Origin of the sequence: Pseudovibrio sp. FO-BEG1, from assembly GCF_000236645.1 — a bacterium.
Taxonomy (GTDB): Bacteria; Pseudomonadota; Alphaproteobacteria; order Rhizobiales; family Stappiaceae; genus Pseudovibrio.
The window spans coordinates 225493-239362 of the sequence record NC_016642.1; the positions used below are offsets into that span (position 1 = coordinate 225493).

14 protein-coding genes are annotated in these 13870 nt (G+C 53.2%); 7 read left to right on the forward strand and 7 right to left on the reverse strand.

Annotation, left to right across the window (positions count from 1 at the left end):
• The first annotated feature begins 88 nt into the window (after positions 1–88).
• The 5 genes from PSE_RS01145 (at position 89) to folE (ending at position 6910) form a co-directional block, all read left to right on the forward strand.
• A complete protein-coding gene (locus PSE_RS01145) occupies positions 89–1285 on the forward strand; it encodes an aminotransferase class I/II-fold pyridoxal phosphate-dependent enzyme (protein WP_014283191.1) in 1197 nt (398 codons plus the stop codon).
• Between the two features lie 4 nt (positions 1286–1289).
• A complete protein-coding gene (locus PSE_RS01150) occupies positions 1290–4202 on the forward strand; it encodes a DNA translocase FtsK (protein ID WP_014283192.1) in 2913 nt (970 codons plus the stop codon).
• A gap of 209 nt (positions 4203–4411) precedes the next feature.
• Positions 4412–5101, forward strand: coding sequence for an outer-membrane lipoprotein carrier protein LolA (locus PSE_RS01155; RefSeq protein ID WP_008550309.1), 690 nt, complete (start codon positions 4412–4414; stop codon positions 5099–5101).
• 72 nt (positions 5102–5173) lie between these two features.
• The gene (locus PSE_RS01160) at positions 5174–6226 is read left to right on the forward strand and encodes a cyanophycin synthetase (protein ID WP_014283193.1); all 1053 of its coding nucleotides are present in this window, start codon (positions 5174–5176) and stop codon (positions 6224–6226) included.
• A gap of 60 nt (positions 6227–6286) precedes the next feature.
• A complete protein-coding gene (folE, locus tag PSE_RS01165) occupies positions 6287–6910 on the forward strand; it encodes a GTP cyclohydrolase I FolE (RefSeq protein ID WP_014283194.1) in 624 nt (207 codons plus the stop codon).
• A 57-nt stretch (positions 6911–6967) separates the two neighbouring features.
• Here the strand turns inward: folE and PSE_RS01170 are convergent, their stop codons facing one another.
• Both PSE_RS01170 and PSE_RS01175 read right to left on the reverse strand, forming a co-directional pair.
• Positions 6968–7174: a DUF1737 domain-containing protein gene (locus PSE_RS01170; RefSeq protein ID WP_008550451.1), complete on the reverse strand. Its 207-nt coding sequence runs from the start codon at positions 7172–7174 to the stop codon at positions 6968–6970.
• A 90-nt stretch (positions 7175–7264) separates the two neighbouring features.
• The gene (locus tag PSE_RS01175) at positions 7265–8167 is read right to left on the reverse strand and encodes a CoA ester lyase (protein WP_041767786.1); all 903 of its coding nucleotides are present in this window, start codon (positions 8165–8167) and stop codon (positions 7265–7267) included.
• A 324-nt stretch (positions 8168–8491) separates the two neighbouring features.
• On the opposite strand from PSE_RS01175, the gene PSE_RS01180 reads away from it, so the two are divergent.
• Positions 8492–8953, forward strand: coding sequence for a GNAT family N-acetyltransferase (locus tag PSE_RS01180; protein ID WP_008550746.1), 462 nt, complete (start codon positions 8492–8494; stop codon positions 8951–8953).
• A 14-nt stretch (positions 8954–8967) separates the two neighbouring features.
• Here the strand turns inward: PSE_RS01180 and PSE_RS01185 are convergent, their stop codons facing one another.
• The gene (locus PSE_RS01185; RefSeq protein WP_051125856.1) at positions 8968–10011 is read right to left on the reverse strand and encodes a DUF2125 domain-containing protein; all 1044 of its coding nucleotides are present in this window, start codon (positions 10009–10011) and stop codon (positions 8968–8970) included.
• Between the two features lie 94 nt (positions 10012–10105).
• On the opposite strand from PSE_RS01185, the gene PSE_RS26855 reads away from it, so the two are divergent.
• Positions 10106–10630 carry a gamma-glutamylcyclotransferase gene (locus PSE_RS26855; protein WP_083416914.1) on the forward strand — a complete coding sequence of 175 codons (525 nt, stop codon included), beginning with the start codon at positions 10106–10108 and terminating at the stop codon, positions 10628–10630.
• Positions 10631–10643: 13 nt separating this feature from the next.
• On the opposite strand, the gene PSE_RS01195 is transcribed toward PSE_RS26855, so the two are convergent.
• The 4 genes from PSE_RS01195 to PSE_RS01210 form a co-directional block, all read right to left on the reverse strand.
• Entirely contained in the window at positions 10644–11015 is a 372-nt protein-coding gene (locus PSE_RS01195; RefSeq protein ID WP_208608887.1) for a hypothetical protein, read from the reverse strand.
• A gap of 39 nt (positions 11016–11054) precedes the next feature.
• Entirely contained in the window at positions 11055–11951 is an 897-nt protein-coding gene (locus PSE_RS01200; protein ID WP_014283199.1) for a 1-acyl-sn-glycerol-3-phosphate acyltransferase, read from the reverse strand.
• A gap of 64 nt (positions 11952–12015) precedes the next feature.
• The gene (locus tag PSE_RS01205; protein ID WP_208998060.1) at positions 12016–12723 is read right to left on the reverse strand and encodes a YdcF family protein; all 708 of its coding nucleotides are present in this window, start codon (positions 12721–12723) and stop codon (positions 12016–12018) included.
• A gap of 101 nt (positions 12724–12824) precedes the next feature.
• On the reverse strand, positions 12825–13868 hold the full coding sequence (locus PSE_RS01210; protein WP_014283201.1) for an ABC transporter permease: 1044 nt from the start codon (positions 13866–13868) through the stop codon (positions 12825–12827).
• Positions 13869–13870: the final 2 nt, after the last annotated feature.

The following is a 13870-nucleotide window of genomic DNA, read 5'->3' on the forward strand; positions in this document are numbered from 1 at the left end:
GTAAATTGGTTAACAGCCAATTTACCAAAAAACACTAGAGTTTTGGTGCTCTGAGCAATTGTTGTAAATCATTCCTGCGAGAATTCTTGTGTCCACGAAAGAAGTTGAAAAAAAATCTAGCGGAGGAAACCCGTTTCAGCGGCTGAATCAACAGCTCGCTGGCATCGAACCGGGTCTGGATCCAATCATCATGACCATCGGCGAACCGCGTCATGAACCTCCTAGCTACGTCATTGAAGTACTTGAAGAAAACAAGGATGGCTTCCGCAAGTACCCTGCTATCCGTGGCACAGATGAATTCCGCGCAGCTGTCGGCAAGTGGCTCAAAAACCGCTTCAGCCTGTCCGATGCCTTCAATCCGGATAAGAGCATTATTCCGCTCAACGGATCTCGCGAAGGCCTCGTATTCGGCTGCGTCTCCGCACGCGACTATCTGAAAAAAGACGGCAAACCGGCTGTTATTTTGCCGAACCCGTTCTACCAGTCCTACGGTGCTGGCGCTCATATTGCGGGCGCAGACGAAATTCTTTTGCCAGAACCAGCTGACGGAGTTCTGCCTGATCTGGATGCAATTGATCCGGATCTGCTGGACCGCACTGTCGCGTTCTATTTTGCCTCTCCTGCGAACCCTCAGGGTACTGTCGCACCAATGGAGTACTGGCAAAAGCTCATCAAGCTGGCACGCAAACACAACTTCATGCTCTTCGCGGATGAATGCTATTCCGAGATTTACCGCGAAACACCACCAACCGGCATCCTGGAAGCAGCTGAAGCGATTGATGGCACACTGAAAAACGTGGTGACCTTCAACTCCCTCTCCAAGCGCTCCAACCTGCCGGGCGCACGCTGCGGCTTTGCTGCTGGAGATCCTGAGTTCATCCAGTTCTTCACTGATTTCCGCAATGTTGCTGCCCCTCAGGTGCCAATGCCTGTTCAGGCACTGGCCGTGCGCGCATTTGGCGATGAAGAGCACGTGATCGAAAACCGCCGCCTCTACAATGAAAAGTACGATGCAGCTGAAGACATGCTCGCACCTCTCTTTGGTTCCGTACGCAAAGATGGCGGCTTCTTCCTCTGGCTAGACGTATCCCGCTGGGGTTCTGGTGCCGAAGTCGCTGAAAAGTTGTGGCGTGAAACCGGCGTCAAAGCTCTCCCGGGTGCTTACATCGCCTCAGACATGCCGGACGGTACCAACCCCGGTGACAAATACATCCGCCTCGCCCTCGTTGAATCTTTGGAAACCAGCAAGGAAGCGTTCCGAAGAATTTTGGACTCTCTGGAGTAATTGAATGCGTCAGGCTGCTGCAATGCAACGACCAAAAGCAAACTCTGTTTCACTGGCTGATACAGAGAGCCCGATAAAGCGCTTTATCAAAAGCAATCTGATCGTCATTGGCGGTGCGGTGATCCTTGTCATCGGCATCTGCGTGGCGGCAGCACTAGCAACATGGTCCACAGCCGACCCAAGCTTGAATCACGCAACCAATGCGGAGATCAACAACGCTTTGGGTCAAACTGGTGCCATTGTTGCTGATGTTTTGATGCAGACCATCGGGCTGGCAACAGCCGTGTTCTTGGTGCCCATCTTCATTTGGGGCTGGCGCCTGTCGCTCAAATACACCTCCGGCGTCACCCGCAAACGCTTCCTGACATGGTTTGTCGGAACAGTGCTGTTCGCGGGTGGACTGGCGGCAATTCCAGTCCCAACAAGCTGGCCACTACCAACTGGTCTTGGCGGCTTCCTTGGTGACTGGGTGTTCTCCATCCCATCCGCAATTCTGCCTGAGCTCTCAACGGGCTTGCGCACCCTCACCGGTGCAGTTGGACTCGGCCTGCCGTCCATTGCTCTGCTGGCACATGCTGCTGGACTGATCGGCAAAGAGTCTTCTCCAAAAGAGATCGCAGAAGACGAAGCGGTTGAAGACGAGTACACACCGCACGAAGCTCTTCCATTCTCTGAGGATTCCGAGGACGACTACGAAGGCGAAAACAACCGCTATTACGCAGTTATTGGTGCCCTCAGCCACTGGAAGCTGATGGCAACCAGCGCAATCCAGCGGACGCTCTTCAAGCGCAAACCTGCTGCTGAACAGAACTGGCAGGAAGAAGAGGAATACGCTCAGGCACCGCACGATCCAAACCAGCCACAACAGCAACAGGAATACTACGAGGACGACCAGTACGACCCACAAGCACCACAGCAGTGGGAAGAACAGGAAGCCTACGAAGAAGAGCCTGAGCAAAAAGGCGGGCTGGTTTCCCGTCTGAGACGCAAGGTGGCAGCGAAGCTGATGCCGGACGAAGACGACGGCCTCAACGATTATTATCAGCAGGAAGCTCAGCCTGCGCGCGATGATGTGCAGTTTGATCCGCAATACGACAACACACAGCAATACGCACCGCAGAATGAGCCTTACCCTGAAGAGCAGTGGGAAGCCGCACCAGCTGGCCAGCCTGCTTATGACGAGCAAGGCTACGAACTCGGACCTGACGAGTACTACGAGGACGAAGACCTCCACCGTGGACCTCAGCCAGAAGCTCCAGTCGGGCCAATTGGCATCGCCAGCCCGGACGAACCTGAGCCGCAAATGCAGCCGGTTCCGCAGCCACAGGCGCCACGCCCTGCACCGGGCCGCATGGTTCCACGCCCATTTGCGCAGGAAAAACAGTCTACTGCGATCGTCAAACAGAAACCGTTTGAACTACCAAGCATTGAGCTGCTGGCAGAACCGCAGGCAGATGGCAAGCAGCGCCTAAGCAAAGATGCACTGGAGCAAAACGCCCGCATTCTGGAAGGTGTTCTGGGCGACTTCGGTGTACGCGGTGAAATCATCGCAGTCCGTCCTGGCCCTGTTGTTACCCTTTACGAGCTGGAACCAGCACCGGGTATCAAGTCCTCCCGCGTGATCGGTCTGGCAGACGACATCGCCCGCTCCATGAGCGCGATCTCTGCACGCGTGGCCGTTATTCCGGGCAAGAACGCAATCGGTATCGAGCTGCCGAATGCCAAACGCGAAACCGTTTATCTTCGCGAACTGCTGGATTCTGAGGACTTTGATGAGTCCAAGGCGAAACTGGCCATGTCTCTCGGCAAAACCATTAATGGTGAAGCCGTCATCGCCGACCTTGCCCGTATGCCTCACCTGCTCGTGGCTGGTACAACCGGCTCTGGTAAGTCCGTCTCTGTAAACACGATGATCCTCTCCCTGCTCTACAGGCTCACCCCTGAGCAGTGTAAGATGATCATGATCGATCCTAAGATGCTTGAACTGTCCATCTACGACGGCATCCCACACCTTCTCACTCCAGTTGTGACTGATCCAAACAAAGCCGTTGTGGCTCTGAAGTGGACCGTTCGTGAGATGGAAGATCGCTACAAGAAAATGTCCAAAATGGGCGTGCGAAACATCGACGGGTACAACACCCGTGTTGAGCAGGCCATGAAGAAGGGCGAGAGCTTCACCCGTACAGTTCAGACCGGCTTCGATAAAAACACTGGCGAGCCAATCTTCGAAGAAGAAGAACTGCCAATGGAGAAAATGCCGTACATCGTCGTGATCGTCGATGAGATGGCTGACCTCATGATGGTTGCCGGTAAGGACATCGAAGGCGCAATCCAGCGTCTGGCACAGATGGCCCGTGCTGCTGGTATCCACCTGATCATGGCAACCCAGCGTCCATCCGTGGACGTGATCACCGGTACCATCAAGGCAAACTTCCCAACCCGTATCTCGTTCCAGGTAACGTCCAAAATCGACAGCCGCACGATCCTCGGCGAAATGGGCGCAGAGCAGCTGCTCGGCATGGGTGACATGCTCTACATGGCTGCTGGTGGTAAAACCCAGCGCGTTCACGGCCCATTCGTTTCAGATGATGAAGTGGAAGACATCGTAAAGCACCTGAAGGAACAGGGCACACCAACCTATCTTTCCGACGTGACAGAAGAAACCGAAGAAGCTGGTGGTTACGATGCACTGACACAGGGTTCCGGCAACGCAACCAACGACCTGTTCGATCAGGCGGTGGCCATCGTCGCCAGAGACCGCAAGGCCTCCACCTCTTACATCCAGCGTCGCCTCTCAATCGGCTACAACCGCGCTGCATCTCTCATTGAGCGGATGGAACAGGAAGGCATGATCAGCCCAGCAAACCACGCCGGTAAGCGCGAAATCCTGCTTCCGGACAATGATGAGCAGTTCTGATTGAGAGCAATCCCGAAAAGTTGATCAGCCTTTTCGGAGATCACAAGGCAAATTTATGGAATTTGGGGCATATGCCCCATCTTCGCCTTATGGTAACGATAGCCTCTCAAAATGAGGGTTCACAAACAACCGCCGGCTGAAGATTTAGAGAAGAGTTAATCAACTCGCCTTACGGTTGTTCTACGAGTTTTGACAGCGGAGTTTTATTTATGATTGCATCTCAGGCGATCTCTTTTGGTAGGATTGGCAAAAGCCTCGCAATTGCTGCAGCGCTTTTTATTGGTTCTGTCCCACTGACAGCGGAACACTCCGCCGCTCAAACAACCCAGCAGGCTCAACCAGTCGCACTCACCAACGTGCAAGCCATTGACGCGGTGAGCAAGTATTTCAACTCCGTTCGCAACATGCACGGCAAGTTCGTACAGTTCGGCCCAACAGGTGGCCGCGTTGAAGGCCAGTTCTTCATCAGCCGTCCGGGTAAAGTCCGCTTCTACTACAACAAGCCGTCCACGCTCGACATCATTGCTGACGGCAGCATGGTCTCCGTGAAGGACCGTAAGTTGCAGACGCAGGACATCTGGCCACTGTCTCAGACCCCGCTGCGCTTCCTGCTGGCTGATAAAATCGACCTGAAAACAGATGCAAACGTCACCAACGTGGTTGTTGAGCCAGACCTCATCACAATCACCATCGACGACAAAACCCGCTTCACTTCTGGCCGCCTGACGCTGATCTTCGATGCGCGCGACTACAAACTGAAGCAGTGGACCGTACGTGATGCACAGGGGTACGACACCTCTGTTGCCATCTACGATGTGGTCGAAAACGGCGCAACCAACCCGGATCTGTTCAAGATCGACTACATCGCAAATTCCCGTCAGCGACGCGGCAACAACTAAAGCGTTGATCCAAATTCTGATGTATGAAGAGGAGTGCTTCGGCGCTCCTTTTTTATTAGCTTGAGTATGTGAATGCAGTTTATCCCGGTTTCACCCGACCAGCCGAACCTCCCTCTAGCCCCACGCCTGCTTGCAGAGCTGTGCCAGGAGAAGGGCATCAAACTCGCCCTCGACAGCGAGTTCTTCTATTTCGGCTACATTGAAACGGAAGACGGCAAACGCTTTCCGATTAAAGGCGGCGCCTTCGCACTTAACAGCTACGCCGCTGGAGAGGCCGCCAAAGACAAAGACTTCTGTGGCCGCCTGCTCCAAGATGCGGACCTGCCAACCCCGGACTTCAAGTTGATCCACTCAGGCAAAGCCATCCGGCTGCTGAGCAGCGCAAATCCACATGTAGCGCAAAGTCTGAACACACTCACCAAAGCCCCTGCAATAGCTGAGGCCCTCGACTATCCGCTCTTCATCAAGCCCAACGAAGGCACGCAAGGTGTTGGAGTGCAAAAGATCTCAAATGAAGCAGAGCTGAACACACGCCTCACAGCCGCCCTACAAACCAATGATCGCATGTTGGTGCAGGAAGCTGTCTCAGGCCGCGATTACCGAGTTATCGTACTCGATGGAACCATTCTGGCAATCATCGAACGTCGCCCACTCTCCATTATTGGAGACGGCACCCAAACCATCGCAGAGCTTTTGTCAGAGAAGATCAAAACCCTCACCACCCGTAGCGGTGGGTACAAGGTAGAAAGCGACGATCCACGCATTCTCAAAGCCATTCAGGAAGCTGGCTATGATCTGACCAGTACTCTGAGAGACAGCGAACTCCTCCAGCTCCTCTCCAATGCCAACCTTTCAACCGGCGGCGAAGCTGTTGACGTCACCGATATCGCTTCACAAAGCTTCAAAGATCTGGCGGTGGAAGCAGCGCGCGTCTGTGGCCTGCGGTATGCCGGTGTCGATATTCTCTGCGAGGATCTGAGTATCAACGACGCTCCAGCTCATGTGCTTGAACTCAACGCAGGTCCCGGCCTCACCAACTTCTGGCAGGCCTCTCCTGAGCATCACCACCGTGTCCGCGCCATTTATCGGGGTGTACTGGAAGCCATGATCCAACAATCAGCTTGATTGTAATGTTATACTATTACAATAATGTCAGCATACCTCCATCCATCAGGAACCATAAGTATGCTGCTGAGCGAAACACTGACCAAAGAACAGGCTCGCAAACGACCAACAAGAGAAGACGCCGAAGCCGCTGTCAAAACGCTGATTGAATGGTCAGGCGATGATCCGGAGCGCGAGGGGCTACTTGATACCCCTGCCCGCGTTGCACGCGCCTACGAGGACTTCTTTGCCGGATATGAAACCGATCCCAAGCAACTGCTGACACAAACCTTCGAGGAAACGGACGGCTACGATGATCTCATCGTCCTGCGTAACATGCGTCTGGAATCCCACTGCGAACACCACATTGTGCCGATCATCGGCAAGGCCCACGTTGCCTATCTGCCCGCAGGACGCGTTGTGGGCATCAGCAAACTCGCACGTGTTGTAGAGGCCTACTCCAAACGCCTGCAAATTCAGGAAACACTCACCGCTCAAATCGGAGACGCCATCTGGGAGGCTCTTCAGCCCCGCGGTGTCGCTGTTATCGTGGAAGCAGCGCACATGTGCATGACCACGAGAGGCATTCGCAAGCCTGGCGTATCAATGGTCACTCGGTACTTTGAGGGAGATTTTAAAACCAACACTACAATGCGGCAGGAGTTTCTCTCACTGCTGCATGCCCCCTCAGGAAACTTTGGCTAACAAAGCAAGCCCATAACAAAAAGGCCTGCATCTCTGCAGGCCTTGAAACTTGTTGGCTTACCAAGCGCCGAGCTTAGTCTCTGGCGTATACTTTTCACCATCAACATGCTTGACTACAGCCTGACCGCAAATGGTGACGCCTCTGGTGGCATCGTAGGTCATGGTTGGAGAACCTTGCAGCTCCCAACCTTTATTGAGCGCTTCGGTCACGCGGTGACAAAACTTCGCGGAATCCGGTTCGGTGATGAGGCGGTAAAGGCGCATATCCATTCCCTTAGGTTCTTTAAATCTTGGCGGAACCTATCAGCCACACCAGACAGAAGCCAGAGCTTTAAACACGCGCACTGTTCAAAATTACGCGTTCACGTGCCGCTTGATAGCTTCCGCAATCGCGACGGTTTTCCGACCAATATCCGCATGCAGACGCTCAACCATCTTACCGTCCACCTGCACAGCACCCTTGTCCTGGTTCTCAGGCAGTTCAAACTCGGCAATTATCTTCTTTGCCCACGCAACCTCTTCAGAACTCGGCGCAAACGCAGAGTTACAAGCAGGCAGCTGTTTCGGATGGATCAGCGTCTTGCCATCCAATCCCATGTCTGCGCCTTGCTGACATTCTTCCGCAAAGCCCTCAAGATCAGAGAAGTTGTTGTAAACACCATCCAGAATGTCAGCCCCACCAACGCGAGCGGTCGCCAGGAATGTCATCAACCAAGGCATCAACGCTGCACGGCCTGGAAGGATCTTCGCACCACTCTCTTTGCTCAGATCGTTGGTGCCGATGATGAACACGTCGAGACGGTTATGCGGATCTTTCGCCGCTTCCGCGATCTCAGAGGCATTCAGGATTGCCCCCGGCGTTTCCAGCATGGCCCAGATGCGAACGCTCTCAGCGCCCTGCTCTGCCAGATAATCCGCAACCGGCTGAATGTCAGCAAGGCTCTCCACCTTCGGCAAAAGCACAGCATCCGGCTTGGCAGCAACAGCCGCTTTCAGATCGTCATGACCCCATGGGGTTTTCATGCCATTGATGCGGATAACAAGCTCGCGATGGCCATATCCACCACCGGCAACAGCCTCACACACCTGCACGCGTGCCATCTCTTTGGCATCTGGTGCAACAGCATCTTCCAAATCCAGCAGAAGCACATCCACATCCAGCCCTTTGGCCTTCTCCAATGCCCGTGCATTTGAACCTGGCATGTAAAGCGCACTACGACGCGGTCTGATGGTGTGAGCTTGCTCTGAGCTAGACATGGCACTTCCTGTTGCGTTGCAAAATCAAAGCAGAGTTTAGAACCAGCAATCCGCCTTAACTACTCACCATTCGGGCTAATTGCGAGTTTTGAACCGCCAAACACTAGGCCTTTGGCTGCAATTCGCCTTATGCTGCCCAGCAACATCAGCTTTTGCGGCAACGCAGAGATGCAGAGACAACCAGCACTCTCCCAATGAGCCAGCCACTGGAAAGAAGCATCCCACAAATTTCGCGGTCCTATAAGACTTTCGCACCTTGATTTTAAGGGATTTTTGGGGTCACTCTATAACGCAAAATCAAACGAAGGAACGGGAAGAGGTATAATGGCTGACCTTTCTTACAGAGCCTTAACACCCGCTGATGCGCCAGACTTGGCCCCTCTCATCGCAGAGAATGCACAAGCTTTGAAGCGCGGAGCTCCACGTCGTCCTGACGAAGTCTTCGCAGAGCGTCTGATCGAAGACAAGTCAATCGAGATCATCGGTGCATTTGAAGAGGACACGCTGGTCGGATTTGCCGCTTTCTTCGATATTCCAGATCTGATTTCCGGCCTGCGCATCGGCCAGCTGGATGATATCTACGTGATGCCGGACCACCGCCACAAAGGCATTGGCCGCACACTGGTAGAGCAGATCTCCAAGATCGGTAAAGAGCGCGACTGGCTTCATGTTCGCTGGCTCGTGCCAAACAAGAACAAGGTCGACAACAGCCTCTTTGAAAATCTGGCAGAACCAGACGACAAAGACAGCTTCATTGTCCCGATTGACCGTCTGGCACTTGCTTAAACCAAAAGCGGCTCTTACGAGCCGCTTTCTTTTATGATCAGCTGAGGCACTGGCCCCAGATCAAAGAAGGCGATACGGGCCCGCCCGTTCTCAATGGTCACTGGGATCTTGAGTGTCGGAACACCATTCACCGCACTTCCCTGCCCAATACTCATCGCAGTCTTCTGCAGTGATTCAAGCGTCTTGGAACCCTGCGGGAACAGTGGGCGCAACACATCTTCCAACTGATGAATGCCGGTAATCACCAAAGGCAGCGTGCCGTTCAAACGGCCCTGACGGTCAATCACCAGATCACCACCTGTCTTGACGGAAAACTCACCGCTTTTCAGATACAGATTGGAAACGTTGACCTTTAGCTCTTCATCAACCATCAAATCAGCAATATTGCGAACTTTGCCGTCCAGAAGCTTGGAACCCTCCGGCAACTGCATCACAAGGCTGATATCAAGCGGCACCTCGTCAGACACCTGACCCGCTGTCAGACCAGTCACCAGTAGTGATAGGTCCAGCGCATCTTCATTGCCTTCCACGCGGCGCATATGCGCTTCAGTCAGTTCCGCATCGAACTCAACGGACTGATCACCAATGGTGTAAGTCAGCTTTGGCTCTTTAAAGACAGCATCTAGTTTCGCAGGTTTGCTGTCTTTTGCAATTACGCTTGCCTGTGCCGTTTTCCAATGCGCGGAGTATGCCGGACCAGCCTGACCAAAAGTCGCCTCTGCCGGGCCAGTAGCTTCAAAGATCACATGAGTTGGGTTGTAGGCCAACGCAACACCGCGTAACTCATTGATAAAGTACCATTCTCCGTTCTTGTCCATGCGGAACGGAGTACAGGTCAACTCAAAGCGGAACGGGTAGCCACCCAGCTGCTGGTTGCCACACTCAAGGCTTCCACCATCTGCTTCAGCAACCTTCACACCATTGCGAATAACGTCCGAAACAATACCGCGTCCAACTGCCCAATAGGCGGACCAGCCGCCAATAATCAAGGCGACTAGGATCGCCAAAACGAAATACGCCGACTTTCTTGGAGGCCGGGATACTTTTGGTTCAGTCATCTACTCTCCGTTACCCTCACACGTCGCTGTGAGTTGCATGCTGATTACGAGCCTGATAGGCGTGTCACTCAAAGAATTCTACGAGAAAATAGTTATGCGAGATTTATGGATATTTGGCTACGGCTCACTAATTTGGCGTCCTGGCTTTACATATGAGCAAGCTGTCCCGGCAATTTTGCATGGTGTCCATAGATCTCTCTGTGTGTATTCGTGGGTTCATCGTGGGACTCAAGACAACCCTGGACTGGTATTTGGGCTGGATAAAGGCGGTGCCTGCATCGGCATGGCATTTCGGGTCGCGCCAGAAAACTGGCATCACACACTGGAATACCTCCGCGAGCGTGAACAGCAGACCATGGTGTATCTGGAAACCCACCGCCGCATCCGCTTGCTGGATGAAGACGGCACCAAAGTCCGCGCCGTGACATTCGTCGCCGATCAGAAACACGAGCAATATGCAGGTGCGTTACCGCTAGAAGACCAATTGCAGATTGTAAAGGGGGCTGTGGGGCAGTCTGGCGCAAATCCGGAGTATGTACTCAACACTCACGCGCACATGAAGGAAATGGGTATTAAAGACCAGAACGTTGAATGGCTGGCACGGCAGCTTTCTTTATAAAGCGCGGATCGGACTATTCGTCTTCCGGCTTGATATAAGAAAAGATCCCCGTACGCAGATCATTATGAGCGCGATCCCTCTCCGCGCTGTCTTCTGCCAAAAGATGTACGTATGCATCCTGCGAAGGTTTCAGCGCTGGCATCGGGGTCTTGTCATTCGACATACCCTGGTGGCCAAGCCAAAGAACCGCTTCGCTCTTCTTGTCTGTGATCAGAACCAGGTTCTCTGCGTAGTCAGCAACCTCTTCCGGAGAGATCCGGGTAAAGAGGTAACGATGGCCAGAGGCGCCAGACCAGTACTTGAACTGACTGCCCGCTCCTAACTCTTCTGACACCCGTGGAGACGTTCCACTCGGCAAGTGATCATCAAACAACGAGTACTGCAACGCACTCTCCTGATTTCTCCTGCTACTTCCCATAGTACTTTATAGAACAAACTGCGAACATATTACAAGTTGAGCCAGAGCATTGTCAAAAAAGAAGCCGCCTTTAAGGCAAAGGCGGCCTTCTTCCTTTGAAACATCTGATTTCCACGCAAAATCTTTATTTTTCTTATATTCTGCCTGTCGTGCACGGGCTTCTTTGATGATGATGTTATCTGGTGTCGCTTTTTCAGCCTCATCCAGCAAACGATCCGAAGCACCTTCGATGCGTTCCTGCAAAGTTTTGAAGAACTCATCCGGCTGCAAACCCGGCTGGATCGGCTCAAGAAACTCACCGGTGATCGTACCCGGGAAACGGAAGAACCGGCGACGCGGCCAATACACACCAGAGTTAAGCGCAACTGGAACAATCGGACAGTTCAGCGTCTTGTAAAGGTGCACAATGCCGTACTTGTACTGCGGCTCAGCCCCTGCAGGGCGGCGCGTACCTTCTGGATAGATGACGATGTTCCGGCCTTCAGCAATCGCCTCAGCAGCCTTCTTGGACATCTCTGAGAGCGCTTTGCCCTTCTTACCACGATCAACCGGGATCTGACGGAACTTCATCAGGTACCAACCGAAGAACGGGACGTAGCGCAGTTCCTTCTTCAGAATATAAGTTGGCTGACGGTAATACTCTGCAAGCGCAAAAGTTTCCCAGGCAGATTGGTGCTTGGAAACAATGATACAGCCTGTGTCAGGGATGTTCTCCAATCCCTTCACTTCAGACTTCACCCCCGCAACCCAACGCAGCAAGAACTTCTCTGTGCGCGCCCAGAACGGAATAAGCCACCAGCAATACCGCACAGGAAGCACAAACAGGAACATACATGCCAGCATGATGATCAAGGTGCTGATGTAAAACAGCACGTTGAAGAGAATAGAACGCAGGACGATCATAATACCTTCACAACCATATCCGCATGGCCCCCGCCAAAGCGAATTCAGAGTTTACTTTACGAAGTTAAGAGGAGTGTTTTACCGGAAAGACAGTATCCAGCTCAACCCGCAGCCGAACGAGGATATACTTCACATATTCGCGTAGGAGAAGCTTTGTTATCGAAGAACTTTCGTACCAACGCTCCAAATCCAGCTCTTTGTGGTAGACAGGACTTGGATAAAGATCAGCTTCTGGCAGGCGAACCTGCAATTCTGCCAATGCTCTAGGCATGTGATAGGCGCTGGTCACCACCAGCAGCGAGTTGAACTGATTTTTTCTGACCCAGCTCGCCGTTTCCTCGGCATTTCCGATCGTATTGAGCGCTTTCCGGTCCAGATCAACGCAACAATCAAACAGCCACATACGCTTGGAATTAAGCCGAGCAATCTGCTTCGCACTCGTCGACGGATGCACACCAGAGATCAAAAGCCGCTTCGCGCTGCCAGTCTCCAAAAGATCCAGACTCTGCGAAATCCGGTCACGACCACCCGTCAAAACAACAATGCCATCCGCATGTTTCGGCACAACAGCCTGAACAGCAGGCTGCAAAACTTCCACAAACCACAGGAAGCCTGCAGCAAATGCAACGGAGCAAATCAGAAACAACAGAAAGAAGAAACGGACTGCGCGCCGCACAAACGACTTCCGGCCAGAACGCTTTCCAGCGCTGGCTGATACCGGTTCTTGCTCACCGGGTGCTTTAAAATTGGCCGCAGTATCGCGCGTATTCAAAGAATGCTCCATGATGTGGCTACATGCTTATAGCCACAAACCTGAACGAATAATTTCCTGACTACATATCAGAACTGGCGAAAATGGGAAGAAAACGGCGCTTAATCCATATTTGCCAAATGTCTGTGGACAGCGAGACGGGATGTGAGCGCAGTCAACACCGCCACCAGAGCCACAACGGCAACAACACCAAGATAACCAATCGTGCCCACCTGAGCCGATCCAAACAGCGCCTGCACCTGGTTTCCGCTCACTGAGGTCACATCGGAACTTCCAAAGAAACCGATGATCAGGAAGCTGACAGCCGCAATCGTGCCGCCAATAATTCCGCCCTTAAGACCAAGCCACAGGAAGTGTCGCTGGAATTCAGAAGCAATAAAGCTGACCTCTGCCCCAACAAAGTGCAGAACTTCAACCACATCCTTATTGCCAGACATCGCTGCCTGCGTCGCAAAGATGACAGAGAGCACCATAGAAAACAGCACAAGCACCAGAATACCAAAGCCCACCAGAACCGCAGTATTCGCCATTGCAGAGAGCTGGCGGTTCCAGACACGGTGGTCATCAACAGACGCAGCCCGGATATCTTGCTCTATCTGCGCTTTCATCTCTGCCAGATCAAGCAGTTCAGGATCATTGATCTCAACCAGAACCAATCGCGGAACCGGCAGTTCCTCCAGCTCCAACCCAGCACCCAGCCACGGTTGAAGCAATCCTTTGGTTTCCTCATCAGAGAGCGCACGCGCTTCCCCGACCCCCGGAAACTCACGGACCAACGCCAACGTGCGATCAATCTCCTGCAGCATGTTCACGCCATCAGCAGGGCGAATCTGCACCGTCACCTCACGCACAAGATCATTGGTCCAGTCATTGGCTGCATCATTGACGATGGCCACAAAACCAACCGTCAGACACGCCAAGAAGCTCATGATCGCCACAACGAGCATAAGCGCCTGACCGGAAATTGCCTGCGGAGGAACAATAGGAGCTGGCTTTTCTCTGGATCGAAACCTCAGCACAGAAGGTTTGGCAACAGCAGCTTTCTTCTTAACAGGTCGCCCACCCTTGCCTTTACCTTTCGGCGGCCCTTTGCGCGGCGGTCCGGGTCTCTTCTGCCCGGCTGGCGCTCGCTTCGGACCTGACATAG